Origin of the sequence: uncultured Mobiluncus sp. (assembly GCF_963511525.1) — a bacterium.
Lineage (GTDB): Bacteria > Actinomycetota > Actinomycetes > Actinomycetales > Actinomycetaceae > Mobiluncus.
In genome coordinates this window covers 69960-85881 of sequence record NZ_CAUPIY010000011.1, presented here as the reverse complement: position 1 = coordinate 85881, position 15922 = coordinate 69960, and the positions used below count along the sequence as shown (strand labels likewise).

The window sequence follows — 15922 nt, the reverse complement described above, 5'->3', positions numbered from 1 at the left end:
CTAAATGACGCACAACCTAACTTTCGCGCTCAAATTGACATGAGGCACCACGGCTTACACACACTTTTAACTATGACAAGCCCCAGAAAGTAGTGACATGGGCACCACGCGTCAGCGGCCATGTCTGTCACGCTGAGCGGAGCCGGATTCAGGGCGCGTCCGGGAAGGTCACTTCGATGCGCGTGCCCTGGCCCGGGGTCGAGTGCACCGTGATCTCCGCCGAATGCAGGATAGCGGCGTGCTTGACGATAGAGAGCCCCAAACCGGTACCCCCGGTCTGTCGCGAATGGGACTTATCCACCCGATAAAACCGCTCAAACACGCGCTCCTGGTCCTCATAAGGAATCCCGATACCCGTGTCGGTCACGACCAGCTGGGGCCTGCCCAGATGAGTCCCCGCCCAAACGTTCACCTCGCCGCCCTCGCGATTGTACTTGATCGCGTTGTCTACCAGGTTATACACCATCTCACCCAGGAGCGGCTCCACCCCGGTGAGCGTCGTGTGTGAACCGGAGAGGGTCAGCTTGACATCGAAAGACGCGGCACGAGGCTGCAGCCGCTCCACCACCGTGCGGCACAAATCAAACAACTCGACCTCCCCCGCTTCTGACGGCAGACCACCCTCGTCCAGCCGAGACAGCTCCATGATGTCGCCAATCAGGTCTAGCAGGCGGGAGGACTCCTGGTGAATACGCTCGGCAAAACCCGGAATGTCCTCATCTTTCACCAAACCGTTACGAATAATCTCGGCATATCCAGAGATGGATGTCAGCGGGGTTTTCAACTCGTGAGACACGTTAGCGGAAAACTCGCGGCGAGAACGCGCGGCCGCCTCCTTGTCCCGATTCTGATGTTCCAGACGTTGCAGCAGCGGCAAAAACTCGGGGTAAATCGGGACTGTTTCGTGGTCCTTGCCGTAGGCCTGGAGCATAGCGTGGGGGAGGGGAGGCGCCGCCGACTCAGAATGGTTCGGCTCGTCTTCCGGTTTCGTGTCGGTGTAGGCTCCCGAGCCGAAGACCCCGCCGCCGCCGAAAACGCTGGAGTTTCCGAACACCCCGGTGTGCCGCCCAATCTCGGGCAGCCGGTCGCGGTCATAAGGGGTGCCCGAGAGCGGATGGTTCAGGTCAATCTGTTCCAGCGGCTCGACGATGAGGCGGGCCTGACGCCGCGCAATGAGGAAAGACAGCCCGAACACACCTAGGGCAATGCCGCCCAAAATCGGCAACCCGGACAGGGCCGTGGCATAAAACGTGCGGACGGGACGCGCCACGCGGACGATTTTGCCCGACGGGATAGCCCGCGCGTAGTAGCACATATCCTCGCCGAGAGTGTCAGAATCACGCACCACGATATCGGAGCCCAACCCGGAAGCCAGGCGCCGCAAAGCCGAGACAATCTCAGGCCGGCTCGCGTGGTTGGCCATCTGAGCGGCGGGAACTTCGGAATCATAGAGAACCTCACCGTCACCGGCTACCAAGGTCAGGCGAACCCCGGGAGTCTGACGGTGAAAGTCGGTGAGCATCTGGGTCTGAATATCATCGGTATGGTGTTCCAGGCTCAGCGCCAACAGGTCGCCTTCCTCGGTCAGGGCATCCAAAATGTTGGTGCGATTGACCCCATAAAAGAACACGACAGAGCCAACATAAGCAAGCACCAGAGCTATGGCGGAAATACCTGAGATAGCCCCCAGGATCTTGCGTCGCATGAAATCTCCCTTGATTCGGTGGCGGCTGGGCTAAGAGCGCCTTTATTCGGAAATCTTATATCCAACGCCGCGCACGGTTTGGATGTGTTTCGCGGCCGCGCCGAGCTTCTTGCGTAGCGTGCGAATATGCACATCGACCGTGCGCGTCTCGCCGTGGAAACTGTATCCCCAGATGGAATCCAGCAATTTGTCGCGGGAAAACAAAATCCCCGGCTGGCTCATGAGTTCCTCTAACAGCTGGTACTCCTTTAGAGTCAGTTTCACCTCTCGGCCCTCAACAGCGACCGTGTGGCGGGGCAGGTTCAGGTCAATAGTGCCGATGGTGAGGATTTCCTCGTCCTCAGCAGCGGGGTCGGCGGGGCGAGACACGCGGCGCAACACCGCCCGGACTCGTGACACCAGCTCCATCATGCCAAAGGGCTTGGTGATGTAGTCGTCCGCACCCAGATCCAAGGACTTGACCTTGTCGAACTCGGCGCCTTTCGCCGTGACCATGATGACCGGAATGCCCTCGGTTTCCGGGTTGGCCCGAATCCGGCGCAAAATCTGGATGCCATCAACGCCAGGCAGCATAATGTCCAGCAAAATCATTTCCGGGAGCAGCTGTGCCATCGCTTCGCGAAATTCCCGATAATCAGCGAAACCCCGAGCGGTAAAACCGGTGGAACCGAGGGTGTAAACAACCAGATCCCGAATGTTCAGGTCGTCCTCGACAAAATAAATCACACTTCCATTATTCCAGGGAGCGCCCGATTCAGGCGGATTTTGTGTCGAAGATGACATCGTGTACCCCCGTAATTGCGAAATCCACCCACTCAGCGATGTTCGTGGCGTGGTCGCCGATACGTTCCAAGTATTTGGCAATCATGATGACGTCGATAGCCTTTTGGGCGTCCGCCGCGTCAGCATGCACAATGAAATCAATCATCTCGGTGGCGACCTCATCAAACATCCGGTCTACCGCGTCGTCTGCCGCTTGGGTGGCGGTAGCCAAAGCCAGGTCGCGGTCGACAAAAGACTTCACCGCGTCGTGGACCATCTCAGCAGTTTTCGCTGCCATCTGAGGGATTTTGGGGAATCCTCGCACCAGGGACATATCCGTAGACTTCACGATTTCCGCAATATCCGCGGCCTGGTCGCCGATACGCTCCATGTCGGTAATCATTTTGAGAGCGGCGGAAACCTGGCGTAAATCCCCGGCCACCGGCTGCTGCTGCAACAGCAATTTCAGGCACAAGTGCTCAATGTCTCGCTCCATCTGATCGATGTGGGCATCAGCCCGGATCACTTCACGAGCGATTTCATCGCTGGAACTGGACAAGGCCACCATGGTCTGACTGATGGCCTGTTCGCAGAGCTCTCCGGTCTCAACCAGCATTTCTTTGAGCTGCATGAGTTGTTGATCGAATCGGGAACGCATTACCTCTCTACTTTCTGTTTCATAACTCAAAACTTTATTTTCCTGACGCACCCCGCGGAATCTGCCGGACGCGCGAAACCACGGTGTTAGCTGAACCGACCCGTGATGTAGTCCTCGGTGCGTTTGTCCGAAGGCACGCTGAACAGAGTTTCCGTATCGTTGTACTCCACCAGTTCGCCCAGCAGGAAGAACGCCGTGTTGTCGGCGATGCGCGAAGCCTGCTGCATATTGTGGGTCACAATCACGATGGTGTAATCCCGAGCCAGATCCACGACCAGTTCCTCAATCTTGGAGGTAGAAATCGGGTCGAGAGCGGAGGTCGGTTCGTCCATCAAGATAACGTCCGGTTCGGTAGCCAAAGCGCGGGCGATACACAGGCGCTGCTGCTGACCACCGGAAAGTCCCACGGCGGACTTTTGCAAGCGATCCTTTAGCTCGTCCCAAATCGCGGCTTGACGCAGGGAACGCTCCACGATGTCGCTCAGTTCCCGATGATTGCGAATCCCGTTAATGCGCGGCCCGTAGGCGATATTGTCAAAGACCGACTTGGGGAACGGGTTAGGCTGCTGGAACACCATGCCCACCCGCTTGCGCAGGGCGATGGCGTCCATATCCTTGAAAATATCCGCGCCGTCGAGCAGAACCTGTCCGGTGATGCTGACGCCCTTGACCAGGTCATTCATTCGGTTCAAGGTTTTCAGGAAGGTCGACTTGCCGCAGCCCGACGGACCAATCAAAGCCGTAATTTTGCGGGGCTGAATGTCGATGTTGACTCCCTTGAGAGCCTCAAAGTCGCCGTAATGCAGGTGCAGGTCACGTGCGGAAAACTTGGCGGTGGTCGAAATTTTGGGCGCCGCGGGGGACTCCAAAACGTTAGTTTGCCCAGTCATGAGTGGTTATTCCTTTCCTTTAGGGTGGAAACGGTCGGTGAAGTTCGACGCGTCAATAGTCGGTTCGGCATGGTTCACCGTGTCGGTAGTGGGGACGGGAGTGTCGGAGTTAGCCTTACGCCACTTGCCTTTGCCGCCCTTGGGAGCCTGGTCAGACAAGCCCGCCAGGCTGGCGTGAACCCGCTTGGTGATGGTGCGAGCTAAAATCGAGAATAGGAGGGCAATCAGCACCAGCACCGCGGCTGAGAAGTTAGCGATGTCCACCGCGTTGGGTTCCACCGCTTCGGTACGCATCGCCCACACGTGCAGCGAAAGGGTTTCGCCGGGACGCATGGGGTTGAACGCGTTGGTGGGGGAGGTAATGTCTGTGGAGGACCAGTTGATGTTGGTGGACATACCGGCGGTGTAGAGCAGGGCGGCAGCCTCCCCGAAACCACGCTCTGCTGCCAGCACCACCCCTGTCATCAGGTGGGGGAGGGCCGCCGGGAGCTGCACCCGCACGATGGTGGTCCAGTGGGTCGCGCCCAAGGCCGCCGAACCATATTTCAGGTCCGAGGGCAGTGCCCGGAGAGCCGACTCGGTGGACGTGGTGACCAAGGGCAGATTCAGAATCGAAACCGCCAAAGCGCCAGCCAGCAAGTTCCACTGTTGGCCCACCATGAGGATAAAGACCAAGTAACCGAACAGGCCGACCACGATGGAGGGCAGGGAGGACAACGACTCGATAGAGATGCGGATGAACCCGGTCCAGCGATTTTCTGGAGCGTATTCAGCCATGTAGATTCCGGCGGGAACACCGAGGGCAACGGAAACAATCAGGGACAAAAACACCAGGTAAACGGTGTTGAACACCTGGTTCATGATGCCGTCACGGCTGAAACTGAGGAACACGGGGTCAAAACTCAGCAGGCCGCGAACCACGATGTAGGCCGCCAGCGCCACAATCAACATCAGGAAGAAACCCCCGATAGCGCCAAAGACGCCGGTCATCAGGTTGTTGACGCTCTTGGCACGGCGAATACGGTGTTCCATCTGGGCGGAAAGACCCGAAGCGGTAGTCGTAGCGGTACTCATTGATTCTGCTTCCTTTCCGCGCCGATGATGTGGATCACAAAGATAAAGAACATCGAGATGAGGAACAGCAGCAAAGCCATGGTCCACAGCGCCGAGTTGTGTTCCCCGCCGTTGGTGGTGTTGCCCATGTCGGCGGTAATCGCCGTGGTCAGCGAACTGGTCGGAGAGAGGATGTCTGCGGGCAAGGCGCGAGTTTTGCCGATGACCATCGCGACCGCCAGAGCTTCGCCAAAAGCCCTGGCCAGACCGAGGATAATGCCGGTCAAAATGCCCTTCTTGGCCGCGGGCAGGACAATGTGGTAAATCGACTGCCAGCGGGTAGAACCCAAGCCGTAGGCCGCCTCGCGATAATCGTAAGGAACCGCGGTAATCGCGTCGGCGGAAACAGTGGTGATGGTCGGGAAAATCATGACCGCCAGGACGATGCCCGCCGCCAGGACCGAATAGCCGCCCAGGGGGGCGTGAAAAAAGTCACGAATAAATGGCACCAGGACGGTCAAACCGACCCAGCCGTAAACCACGGAAGGGATGCCGAGGAACAGTTCCACCGCGGGACGGAACAGGCGCTCACCCGCGCGGGGAGCAATCTCTGTAATGAACACGGCGGCTCCCAACGCGAAAGGCGTAGCGATGGCCAGGCCCAGGAAGCAGGTCATCAGCGAACCCAGAATAAAGATGAGGGCGCCGACACTGCCGCGCAGAGTCAAGTCCGGGCTGTCCTGCGGTTCCCAGTCCGGGGAAAACAGGAATTCTCCCACCGTGTGCTGGAACGCGGTAAAGGTGAAAGAACCTTTGTACAGCAGGAACAGGCCAATAACGACCGTTAGCACAATCAGGAAAACACCCGCAATCGCCACGGCAGAACCGCCGATTTTGTTTGCCAAACGGAAACGTTTGTCCGCCCCGCTCGAGTCGAACCGCGGCCGGGTCAGAGATGGATCCGCCGCGGAATTACGCGCCTGCGGGAGCGCTGAATCTGTGGATTCAAGACGAGTGGACACGTTAGGTTCAGTCATCATTGTTTCCGTCGATTCAGGCTCCCGCACCGAAGAAGCTGTGGTAGCCATTTGTTCAGTTGCGCCTGAGCCTCTTTAGGCCGCGGGGTCAGGGTGAGAAGCGGTGGCTTCCTTGGACATCTTGGAAGACACGCCGTAGCCCATCTTTTCCAGGTCGCCAGCGAACTTGTCGCCCATCATGTAGTCAAGGAACGCCTTGGCTACTTCATCAGGCTCACCCTTGGTGTACATGTGCTCGAAGCCCCACACCTTGTATTTGCCGTTGTAGGTATTTTCCAAGGTCGGTTCCACGCCGTCGATAGCGACGGGCTGAACTTCGTCCTTGCCAGCCAGGTAGGACAGCGCCACGTAGCCGATAGCGCCCTTGTTCTGGGTCACGGTCTGGAGCAGAGTACCGGAGTCGTCGGTCTCGAGGGACTGGTTGGAGGCTTCCTCGGCACCGTTCAGCGCCCAGGTCTTAAACAGGGCGCGAGTACCGGAGGAGGACGGGCGGGTGACCAACACAATCTTTTCGTCCGGGCCGCCAACTTCCTTCCAGTTTGTGGTCTTGCCGGTAAAGATGTCGGTCAACTGGGCGGTAGTGAGGTCTTTCACACCCAAATCCTTGTTGACCACCGGAGCCATCGTGATGGTGCAGACCTTGTGGTCGACCAAGTCGGCGGCCTGGGTCGCATCGAGCTTCTCAGAAGCGAAAACGTCAGAGTTACCGATGTTTACGGAACCGGCCGCAACCTGCTTGAGACCCTCACCGGAGCCGCCGCCGTTCATCGTGACGGTCACATCGGGGTTGTCTTTCATGAAAGCATCGGCCGCGGCTTTTGCCAGGGGCAGCAGCGCGGAGGAGCCGGAACCGGTGACGGTGCCGCTCAGGGTCGAAGTCGGTTCACTGGACTCGGTGTCAGTACCGGAAGCGGCCTTATCGCCACCGCCCCCACAGCCGGTCAGCAGAGACATGGAAAGCAAACCAGCGCCAAAAATTGCGCCAATACGAGAGATTTTCATTGTGTTCCTTTCATACATCGAACTTTTACTCCCAAGTCAGATAGTAAGAAAGGATTGTTAAGGCTAGCGCGGGGCAGATGTTAAGAATACGTAAAACAATTTTACTTTACGGTAGTTGCCCTATTGCTTTACGATTACATGGATTTTCCGTTAATCTTGGCGGGTGACTTTGGAGATAATCCGAGCCGGCGCCACCACCATGACCCGGTCTTCAGGGGACAGGATGGTTTTGGCGTGGGCGGTTTCCCAAGTGCCGGTGGGCGATTCAATCGCCACGATAGAGAATCCGTCGCGGCGGCGCACGTCGAGCTCACTGAGGGTTTTCCCGCAGTAGCGCGGCCCCAAACTGGTGATAACCAGGGCAAACCCGTGACCCAGGTCGATGTAATCCTCGAAAGACTGGGCGACCTGGTGGGCGGCGCGCAAACCCATATCAGATTCCGGATAGAACACGCGAGTGATGCCCATCTGGTTGAGGATTTCGCCCTGTTCCACGCTGGAGGCTTTCGCCCACACTTGGGGACAGTGCAGGGTCAGCAGGGCGGAGGCGCTCAGGATGGAGGCGGCGAGGTCGGCGCCAATCGTGACCACCCCGCAGGCGTACTCGTCTACGGCCAGCTGGGCCAACGCTTCCTTGTCGGTGGCGTCCGCCCGCACCACGTGGCGAATCAGTGCCGAAGCGCGTTGCACGACTTCTGCGTTACAGTCGATACCCAGGACTTCTACGCCGCTGGCCTCCAACTCGGTCGCCATGCTCAAGCCGAAACGTCCCAAGCCGATGACGACCGCGCTTTGGGGGTTACCTGCCTCGTGGGCCGGGGATTGTGGGGAAGATTTCTGATTAAACATATTCATTTGCGTTGTCCTAACCGATGAGGGGGTGGTCACGAGGAAGTTCGTAGGCTACCGGCCGTTTCCGGGTTGCGAGAGCCGCGGCCAAGGTCAGCGGTCCGACACGTCCCAGAATCATAAAGATTATTACCATGAATTGCGCCGCGACAGGCAGCATGGGGGTGATTCCGGTACTCAGACCCACGGTACCCAGAGCGGAACAGATTTCGAACAGGCACTGGTTGAGGTTAAAAGGTGTAGAGAGCATCAGCAGGAAAGTCCCCACCGCGACCAGGCCGGAAAACAGCGAGAGCACCGCCAAGGCTTGGCGCTGGGCCGAACGCGCCAGGCGCCAGCCCAGGATATTGATGGCGTGAGCCCCCCGAATCTCACCCCAGAGGGTCGCCATCACCACGGTCACCGTAGTGATTTTCAGCCCTCCCGCGGTACCGGCCGGACCTCCGCCAATCAGCATCAGCCCATCGGTGATGAGCCAGGTCTCCGGGTACTGTTGGGAAATGTCGAGGGAGTTGAAACCCGCGGTGCGCGGGGAAACGGAGGAAAACAGCCCGTTGAGGAAACGTTGCGGGACCGGCATCGCGCCGAGGGTATGGGGATTGTGCCATTCCAGAGCCGTGATGGCGACCCAGCCGAAAACAATCACCACCGCGGTTCCCAGCAGCATGATGCGGGTAGTCATGCCCCACTTCCACCAGTGCAGGCCGTTGCGGTAGAGCATCAGCCAGACGGGGAAGCCCAAGCCCCCTATCACGATGAGTGCCGCTAGGCTCAACAGCAGGAAAGGGTCGGCGCTGAAACTCATCAGGGAGTCTTCGTAGGGGGCGAAACCGGCATTGTTGAAGGCGGAACCCGTGAGGAAAACCCCGTGCGCCATCGCCTGGAGTGGTGAGGCGGCGTGCCCGGAAAACCACAGATAGAGACTGTTAAAGACAGAAAACACCAGTTGCAATAGGAACGAGGCGACCACGATTTGCGATACAGAATGGCGCACTTCACGCGGAGTCAGGCCGAACCACACTTTGGCGATGGCACGGTCCTCGAAAGTGGCGCGTTTACGCAGAGCTGAGGCGAGCAGGGTGACCATGGTCATGGTGCCGATGCCGCCTAACTCAATGAGCACGAGGACGACAGCCTGACCGAAAGCGGACCAGTAACTGCCTGTGTCCACCACAATCAGTCCCGTCACGCTGGTGGCCGAGGCGGCGGTGAACAGCGCAATCGACAGGGGAGCGCCGCCGGCGAACGCTGGCCCGAAGATGGGGACGCCGGTGGGAATAGTTCGGGGGGTGACGATGTCGAAAGTCGTCGCGACCGCAGCTCCACTCCGGGACACCGGAAGCATCAGCAATGCCGTTCCCACCAGGATAGTTATCAAAAATGCCGCCGAGATTTTGCGGCCGGGATTAAACTCGGAGATGCGAGCCACCGGATTAGTATAAACCAGGCGGCGCGCAGCGCAAGTTATTTGAGAACCGCACCGGATTACCAGTAAGGTAAAAAGGTGATTTCCCCCGATGATTTTCAGCCCCTGATTGAAAAACTGCGCGCGTCTTTCGCGACGATTTCGGCGGTGATGGACCCCGAGCTGCTGGAGCAAAAGATTGCCGACTTGACGAAACAAGCCGCCGCCCCGGACTTGTGGGATGACCAGGAAAACGCCCAAAAAGTCACGCAATCGCTGTCGGTGGCGCAGGCCGATTTGCAGCGTTTACGGGCGATGCAGGCGCGGATTGACGATATGGAGGCCCTGGTCGAGCTGGGGGCGGAAGAAAGCGGGGAGGACCGCGACGCGATTCTCACCGATGCGGAACACACTTATGAAACGTTGAAACAGGACCTGGACGCGATGGAGGTGAAAACCCTGCTGAACGGGGAATATGACGAACGTTTCGCGGTCGTCACCATCCGTTCCGGAGCGGGCGGGGTGGACGCTGCCGACTTCGCGCAGATGCTGCTGCGGATGTACCTGCGGTATTGCGAGCGGCACAACTATGCCACGAAGGTGCTGGATACGTCCTATGCGGAAGAAGCGGGGATTAAGTCGGTGACGTTCCAGGTCGATGCTCCTTATGCGTACGGAATGTTGTCAGTAGAAGCCGGGACGCACCGGTTGGCGCGGGTCAGCCCGTTTAACGCGGCGGGCAAGCGCCAGACTTCCTTTGCGGCGGTGGAGGTCATTCCCCTGATTGAGACGACCGACCACATCGAAGTGCCCGAGAGCGACATCAAGATTGATGTGTTCCGGTCCTCCGGTCCGGGCGGACAGTCCGTGAACACGACGGATTCGGCGGTACGACTGACCCACCTGCCCACCGGCATCGTCATCTCGATGCAGGACGAAAAATCCCAGATTCAAAACCGGGCCGCCGCGATGCGCGTGCTGCAGTCACGCCTGCTAATGCTGCGTCACCAGCAAGAACACGATAAGAAAAAGGAGCTGGCGGGGGACGTCAAAGCTTCTTGGGGAGACCAGATGCGCTCCTACTTCCTCTATGGGCAGCAATTGGTCAAAGACCTTCGAACCGGCTATGAATCGGGCAACCCCGACAGCGTATTTGACGGCGACCTGGACGGATTCATCGACGCGGCGATTCGCTGGCGCAAGCATCAGGAAAAGCACAGCGACCAGTAGGGGACCCACCGAGAAACAGGCCGGGAGGATTCCCCCCCGCCCCCGCGAGCGCCCTTTTGCGCGGTAATAATCGCGTTTTTCCCCTGCGATTGCGCTTCTGCGGGTGTCACTCCGTTTTTATCGTTTTGTTATAAATAGACTTAGTAGCGTATCTGAAACTGAACTGGGGAGCGGAAAAGGTTGATTACCTTCGACAACGTCACCAAAATTTACAAGCGGGGAGCGCGCCCGGCGCTGGACCACGTGGGGCTCACTATCGACCGAGGCGAGTTCGTGTTCCTGGTCGGAGCCTCCGGATCGGGAAAGTCCACGTTCCTCTCGCTGGTACTCGGCGAAGAGAGCGCCACGGAGGGGAAGATTCTGGTCCTGGGCAAGGACCTGGGGCGATTGTCGAGGTGGAAAGTGCCGGCGCTGCGCCGCCAAGTCGGAGTGGTGTTCCAAGACTTTCGCCTGTTGGAAAACAAGAACGTGTACGACAATGTGGCGATTGCCCTGCAGGTCATCGGCAAGCCGCGTCGTGTCATTCGCCGAGTCGTCCCCGAAGTACTGCAGATGGTCGGCTTGGGCGGCAAAGACAAACGTTTTCCTCACGAGCTCAGCGGCGGCGAACAGCAGCGCGTGGCGATTGCTCGCGCTATGGTGAACCGCCCACCCATTCTGTTAGCCGACGAGCCGACCGGAAACCTGGACCCCGCCACGTCCTTGGGAATTATGCGACTGCTGGACCGGATCAACCGGGCCGGCACCACCGTGGTGATGGCCACCCACGACGAAGAAATCGTGAACCAGATGCGCAAACGCGTCATCGAACTGGACGAAGGACGGGTCGTGCGCGACCAGGCTCGCGGCATCTACGGAGCCTCGGCCCCGAAAGGAACCGACGCCGACGCCGACCGCCCTTCTGACAGCGCGGGGGAGTCAGCGAAACCGAAAGGTGCGGGGGCGGCACGGAAAGGAGGCCGTAAGTAATGCGACTAACTTTCGTATTATCCCAGGTAGGCCAGGGTTTGCGACGCAATCTGGCGATGACGGTCGCGGTGGTGATCGTGACTTGTGTCTCCCTGCTGTTCGTGGGGTCGGCGGTGCTGGCAGAGATGCAGATTGGCAACCTGCGCGACACCTGGTACGGCAAAATCGAGATTTCCGTGTCGATGTGCACCAAGGACGATGTGTCTCCCAACTGCAACGGTCAGGAGGCCAGCGAGGCACAGATCGCGGCGATTGACGAACAGTTGAAGTCCGAGCGGCTCAGCAAGTACATCGACAATGTGTATTTTGAGACGAAGGAAGAGGCTTTCGAGAGTTTCAAAAAGCTGGCCGGCACGGAACAGTATTATCAATATGTCAAAGCGGATATGATGCCCGCTTCGTTTCGGATCAAGCTGAAGAACCCGGAGCAGTACCGCGTGGTCGTCGAGGAGTTGCAGGGACGTGACGGGGTCGCCCAGGTCATTGACCAAAAGCAGATCCTGGAAAAGCTGCTGACCGGGTTGCATCAGGCGACCTACCTGGCTATCGGGCTGGCGGTAGCGATGATTATCGCCGCGGTCCTGTTGATTACCACCACTATCCGCTTGTCCGCGATGAGTCGGGAACGTGAAACATCCATTATGCGCCTGGTCGGAGCCTCGAACCTGTTTGTACAGCTGCCGTTCATGGTGGAGGGCGCTGTCGCGGCGACGATTGGTGCTCTAGGGTCGGTGGCGATTTTGTGGGCCAGCGTAAAGTTCCTGGTCGGGTCCTGGCTGTCGGGACTTTCCGGGGTCGTCCAGCTCATTTCACCCAACGATGTGCTGCTCATCGCGCCGTTCCTGGTGTTGGCGGCCATTTTGCTGGCGGTCGTGGCTTCGGCGGCGTCCCTGAACCGCTACACCAGAGTTTAGGGCTCCGTTGGCAATGTTTCGGACGGGGAAAGTCGCGGTATTTGGCTAAACTTGAAACATCACGCTTTGCGGTGTGGCAACCAAGAAGGAGGTGAGCACGTGCGAAGCAAATTGACTGCCCTGGTGGGGGCGCTGGCGGCGCTCGGGATCGCCTCGATGTCCACAGTTTCGCTCAGTTATGCTAACGCGGCGCTCACCCCCGCGAACGCTAGTGCGACCGCGAGAGCGAGCGCGACCGGCCTTGTGCAGGCTGACAAGAACTCGGACGAACGTAAGAAACTCGAGGCGCAGCAGGCCGCTTCCAAAAAAAAGCAAGCCGAACTGGCGGCACAGCTGGAGGGGGTTAACGCAAATCTGGTGCAGCTGGCGGTATCCCTGGAGCAAACCAAGGCAGCCATTCCCGCGGCGCAAGCTGAGGTTGCCAATGCGCAGGCGAAACTGGCTGATGCGCAGGCGAAACATCAACAAATCCAGAGCCGGCTGGAGATTGCGAATCGCCAGAAAGAGGAACTGCGCGAACAGATTGCGAAGGGCGAGCAAACCATTGAAAAAACGCAAGTCGCCATCGGTCAGATGGCGCGCATGGCTTATCGCGGGGCAATGCTGGAAACTTCGCCGCTTTCGTTGCTGCTGGATGCCCAGTCCCTCGATGAACTTACGCTGCGGGCGCAGGTGGCGGCCACGGCGACCAAGTCGCAAAATCGTGCCATTGTGGAAGCTCAAGAGGCAAACGCGGCCAACAACAACGCTCGGGCTCGTCAGGAAGCCGTGACCGTGAAAATTGGGGAGCTGGAGACGCAGGCTCAGCAGGCGGTGCAAGCCGCAGATGAGGCTCGCGCTGAACAGCAGCGAAAGCTGGGCGAATTCCAGAATTTGCAACAAAAGCAGGTCGCCCAGCAAGGGCAGCTGAACAATCAGCGGGCGGCGTTTGAAAAACAGATTGCGGATGAACAGGCCACGCAGGCGGCCGCGGCGGCGCGGATTGCCGCACTGAATCAACAGCCGGACAGCATGCCGGCACGCTCCATTTCAGGGGGGATTTTTGGTGCGCCCCTGTCGTCGCTGTCGGTGACCTCGCCTTACGGTTACCGGGTTCACCCCATCACGAAGACGCGGCGGCTCCATGCCGGGACGGACTTCGGGATAGGTTGCGGAACCCCGATTTATGCCTCGCAGTCCGGAACGGTGACTTTCGCTGGCTGGGAGGGAGTCGGCGGGAAATCGACTTATATCAATCACGGCACTATCAACGGTTCCAAGTGGCAGACTACCTACCGTCACCAGTCCCAGTTCAAAGTTTCGGTCGGTGCTTCCGTGCAGAAGGGTCAGGTCATCGGCTTGGTTGGTTCCACCGGCGGTTCGACCGGGTGCCACCTGCACTTTGAAGTGTGGCAAAACGGGAAAACTATCAACCCGCTGGGGGTGCTGTAGGCGGTCGCCTCACGAGGACGGCGTCACCAGAGTGGGTAGGCGAGCGGCCGGCCTTGTGATGTGTTCGTAACTAACCCGTAACGCAACCGTGGCGAATCCGTGATGGGCTGGCGGCCACCAGGCCTGGTGAAGACTGAGGGGCGCCGCGGGGAAAAGTTGGCAACCCGTGCTTTTGCGCTAAAATTGCACTCTATGGGTAAAAAAGCTGCTACGGGGGCGGGCCAGTCGGGGAAGCTGACCCCTTCTCAGCGTGCCAAAGCGGAGTCGGACGCCAAGAAAGTCATCGCCCGGAACAAGAAGGCCGCGCACGATTATTTTTTGGAGGACCGCTACGAGGCGGGATTGTCGCTGACCGGCACCGAGGTTAAGGCTTTGCGGATGGGACGGGCATCGCTTGCGGAGGCGTGGGTTGAGGTCGACCGCGGGGAGGCGTGGCTGCAAGGGGCGAATATCCCGGAATATTTTTACGGTTCCTGGACGAATCACGCTCCGAAACGCAAGCGCAAACTGTTGTTGCATAAGCGCGAAATCGCGAAGCTCGAAGGGGCGGTCGCCGCGAAAGGCTACACGATTGTGCCGGTAGAGCTGTATTTCGTGGGCGGACGCGCGAAAGTGGAGATTGCGGTGGCGAAGGGCAAGCAAGAGTGGGATAAGCGTCAAACTATCCGCCAGCGCGAGGACGACCGCGAGGCGCAGCGGGCTTTGCGGGAGGCGAACCGGCGCTCCCGGTGAAGTGCGGGGCGGCAGGGGCTGTTGCAGACTGGCGCAGACTGGCACAGACTGGCGCGGACGACCCGGCAGGAGCGCCGCGAGCACAGTGCCATACCGGATAAGGTTCGGCGGGCTGGCGAGGTTCGGTAAAAGCTGGCGTGCCGCCGGTTTGTGCGGGGGCGCGAGGTTATTCCGTTGGAGCTGACTTGAGGTACTGATGCTCGGCGCGGATGGCTTTGACCAGTTCAGCGTGGGCATTGGCGCCATATTTCGCCGAGAATTCCTGCCACTCCTGAACCGCTTGGGGATCTAAGTGCATCATGGCCTGGAGGTTGCCCGCGTTATCGCTGGCGGTGATGGCCTCGCCGTCCTCCGAGCCAGCCCATTCGCGAAATACTCGGTAGCCCTCGGCGCGGAACGCCTCCGTGTAGGCCGCGGCCGCCGCGTTGCGATCGGCACGATACGAGGCGACTTCTTCATCAGGAATCCAATAGGCATCGACCAAGGTCATGCCGTTGCGGTGGGTTTTCGTGTCCCCCGGCGCTAACTCGAAGTCGTCGGGAGGCCAGGAGTCATCCTCCGGTTCGGTGCGGGCGATTTCGGCTTGAAACAGCTCCAGCGCGTCAGAGGAAAACAGGACGAAATAGACGTTTTCTATCGGGGTTTCTGCGTTTTGGGAGGGGCTTTGAGCTGCGGAATCGCCCGTGTGGTCGGCGTCACGAGAGGGGTGGGTTCCGGCGGCCCACTCGCGTACGGCTGCCACGCCGATGCGCGCTACCTCGGCCATGTCCCAGCCGTAGACTCCGCCGGATATGGCGGGAAACGCCACGTCGTGGGCGCCCACCCGAGCGGCTTCACTCAAGGAGTTCGCAAAAGCGTTGTGCAGCAGCTGCGGGTCGGTTTGTCCGGCGTGACGGTTGGGCCCGACGGTGTGAATGACCCACCGCGCGGCCAGGTTGAACCCCCTGGTGGCGACCGCTTGGCCCACCGGCAGACCGTCGGGGAAACGAGTCTCGCGCAGCTTGCGACAGGCCGCAAGCAGCTCCGGACCTGCTGCCCGGTGAATCGCTCCGTCGACACCGCCGCCCCCCAATAGTGAGGAGTTCGCGGCGTTGACGATCGCGTCCACATTCATCTCAGTGAGGTCTCCGCCAATCGCGTGTATCTGCATTTTTGTTCCCTTTCGGCTAGGTTTTCAGTCTAGCGTGAAGCGGGAAAAACGTCGCGGGAAAGAGCTGATTTTCGCACAAAAAAGTGCCCTGTGCGGGAACCGAAGCGGGTAATAAGTCCTCCTACACAGGCAATG

At 59.3% G+C, this 15922-nt stretch carries 15 protein-coding genes; 5 read left to right on the top strand and 10 right to left on the bottom strand.

Translation table 11 applies throughout. The features are described from left to right. Positions 1-148: 148 nt before the first annotated feature. The 9 genes from RQ935_RS08350 to RQ935_RS08310 form a co-directional block, all read right to left on the bottom strand. A complete protein-coding gene (locus RQ935_RS08350) occupies positions 149-1705 on the bottom strand; it encodes an ATP-binding protein (protein ID WP_311497969.1) in 1557 nt (518 codons plus the stop codon). Between the two features lie 42 nt (positions 1706-1747). Continuing rightward, a complete protein-coding gene (locus RQ935_RS08345) occupies positions 1748-2431 on the bottom strand; it encodes a winged helix-turn-helix domain-containing protein (protein ID WP_297724265.1) in 684 nt (227 codons plus the stop codon). A 28-nt stretch (positions 2432-2459) separates the two neighbouring features. Then, positions 2460-3125, bottom strand: a complete 666-nt coding sequence (phoU, locus tag RQ935_RS08340; RefSeq protein WP_311497968.1) for a phosphate signaling complex protein PhoU — start codon at positions 3123-3125, stop codon at positions 2460-2462. An 86-nt stretch (positions 3126-3211) separates the two neighbouring features. Further along, the gene (pstB, locus tag RQ935_RS08335; RefSeq protein ID WP_311497967.1) at positions 3212-4015 is read right to left on the bottom strand and encodes a phosphate ABC transporter ATP-binding protein PstB; all 804 of its coding nucleotides are present in this window, start codon (positions 4013-4015) and stop codon (positions 3212-3214) included. 6 nt (positions 4016-4021) lie between these two features. Next, positions 4022-5089 (bottom strand): phosphate ABC transporter permease PstA, encoded by a 1068-nt coding sequence (gene pstA / locus RQ935_RS08330; protein WP_308536138.1) that lies wholly within the window; start codon positions 5087-5089, stop codon positions 4022-4024. Further along, positions 5086-6156, bottom strand: coding sequence for a phosphate ABC transporter permease subunit PstC (gene pstC / locus RQ935_RS08325; RefSeq protein ID WP_311497966.1), 1071 nt, complete (start codon positions 6154-6156; stop codon positions 5086-5088). The genes pstA and pstC overlap by 4 nt, the downstream gene beginning before the upstream one ends. Positions 6157-6180: 24 nt before the next feature. Further along, positions 6181-7107 (bottom strand): phosphate ABC transporter substrate-binding protein, encoded by a 927-nt coding sequence (locus RQ935_RS08320; RefSeq protein WP_311497965.1) that lies wholly within the window; start codon positions 7105-7107, stop codon positions 6181-6183. Between the two features lie 150 nt (positions 7108-7257). Beyond that, positions 7258-7962: a TrkA family potassium uptake protein gene (locus RQ935_RS08315; protein WP_311497964.1), complete on the bottom strand. Its 705-nt coding sequence runs from the start codon at positions 7960-7962 to the stop codon at positions 7258-7260. Between the two features lie 10 nt (positions 7963-7972). After that, positions 7973-9385, bottom strand: coding sequence for a potassium transporter TrkG (locus RQ935_RS08310; protein WP_311497963.1), 1413 nt, complete (start codon positions 9383-9385; stop codon positions 7973-7975). 75 nt (positions 9386-9460) lie between these two features. Between RQ935_RS08310 and prfB the strand changes: the two genes are divergently transcribed. From prfB to smpB, 5 genes are all read left to right on the top strand, one after another. Beyond that, positions 9461-10591, top strand: coding sequence for a peptide chain release factor 2 (gene prfB, locus RQ935_RS08305; RefSeq protein ID WP_297724288.1), 1131 nt, complete (start codon positions 9461-9463; stop codon positions 10589-10591). Between the two features lie 180 nt (positions 10592-10771). Further along, complete coding sequence (gene ftsE / locus RQ935_RS08300; RefSeq protein WP_311497962.1) at positions 10772-11560, top strand: cell division ATP-binding protein FtsE; 789 nt, start codon at positions 10772-10774, stop codon at positions 11558-11560. After that, a complete protein-coding gene (gene ftsX / locus RQ935_RS08295; RefSeq protein ID WP_311497961.1) occupies positions 11560-12474 on the top strand; it encodes a permease-like cell division protein FtsX in 915 nt (304 codons plus the stop codon). The genes ftsE and ftsX overlap by 1 nt, the downstream gene beginning before the upstream one ends. Positions 12475-12573: 99 nt before the next feature. Beyond that, a complete protein-coding gene (locus RQ935_RS08290) occupies positions 12574-13905 on the top strand; it encodes a peptidoglycan DD-metalloendopeptidase family protein (RefSeq protein ID WP_311497960.1) in 1332 nt (443 codons plus the stop codon). 192 nt (positions 13906-14097) lie between these two features. Next, positions 14098-14637 carry an SsrA-binding protein SmpB gene (gene smpB, locus RQ935_RS08285; protein ID WP_311497959.1) on the top strand — a complete coding sequence of 180 codons (540 nt, stop codon included), beginning with the start codon at positions 14098-14100 and terminating at the stop codon, positions 14635-14637. A gap of 166 nt (positions 14638-14803) precedes the next feature. Here the strand turns inward: smpB and RQ935_RS08280 are convergent, their stop codons facing one another. Continuing rightward, positions 14804-15787 carry an O-acetyl-ADP-ribose deacetylase gene (locus RQ935_RS08280; protein WP_311497958.1) on the bottom strand — a complete coding sequence of 328 codons (984 nt, stop codon included), beginning with the start codon at positions 15785-15787 and terminating at the stop codon, positions 14804-14806. Positions 15788-15922 lie beyond the last annotated feature (135 nt).

Bases quoted from the DNA above. Each gene is read 5' to 3' on its own strand.
- RQ935_RS08350 (WP_311497969.1), bottom strand. From the start codon at position 1,705: ATGCGACGCAAGATCCTGGGGGCTATCTCAGGTATTTCCGCCATAGCT.
- phoU (WP_311497968.1), bottom strand. From the start codon at position 3,125: ATGCGTTCCCGATTCGATCAACAACTCATGCAGCTCAAAGAAATGCTG.
- pstB (WP_311497967.1), bottom strand. From the start codon at position 4,015: ATGACTGGGCAAACTAACGTTTTGGAGTCCCCCGCGGCGCCCAAAATT.
- pstA (WP_308536138.1), bottom strand. From the start codon at position 5,089: ATGAGTACCGCTACGACTACCGCTTCGGGTCTTTCCGCCCAGATGGAA.
- pstC (WP_311497966.1), bottom strand. From the start codon at position 6,156: ATGGCTACCACAGCTTCTTCGGTGCGGGAGCCTGAATCGACGGAAACA.
- RQ935_RS08320 (WP_311497965.1), bottom strand. From the start codon at position 7,107: ATGAAAATCTCTCGTATTGGCGCAATTTTTGGCGCTGGTTTGCTTTCC.
- RQ935_RS08315 (WP_311497964.1), bottom strand. From the start codon at position 7,962: ATGAATATGTTTAATCAGAAATCTTCCCCACAATCCCCGGCCCACGAG.
- ftsX (WP_311497961.1), top strand. From the start codon at position 11,560: ATGCGACTAACTTTCGTATTATCCCAGGTAGGCCAGGGTTTGCGACGC.
- smpB (WP_311497959.1), top strand. From the start codon at position 14,098: ATGGGTAAAAAAGCTGCTACGGGGGCGGGCCAGTCGGGGAAGCTGACC.
- RQ935_RS08280 (WP_311497958.1), bottom strand. From the start codon at position 15,787: ATGCAGATACACGCGATTGGCGGAGACCTCACTGAGATGAATGTGGAC.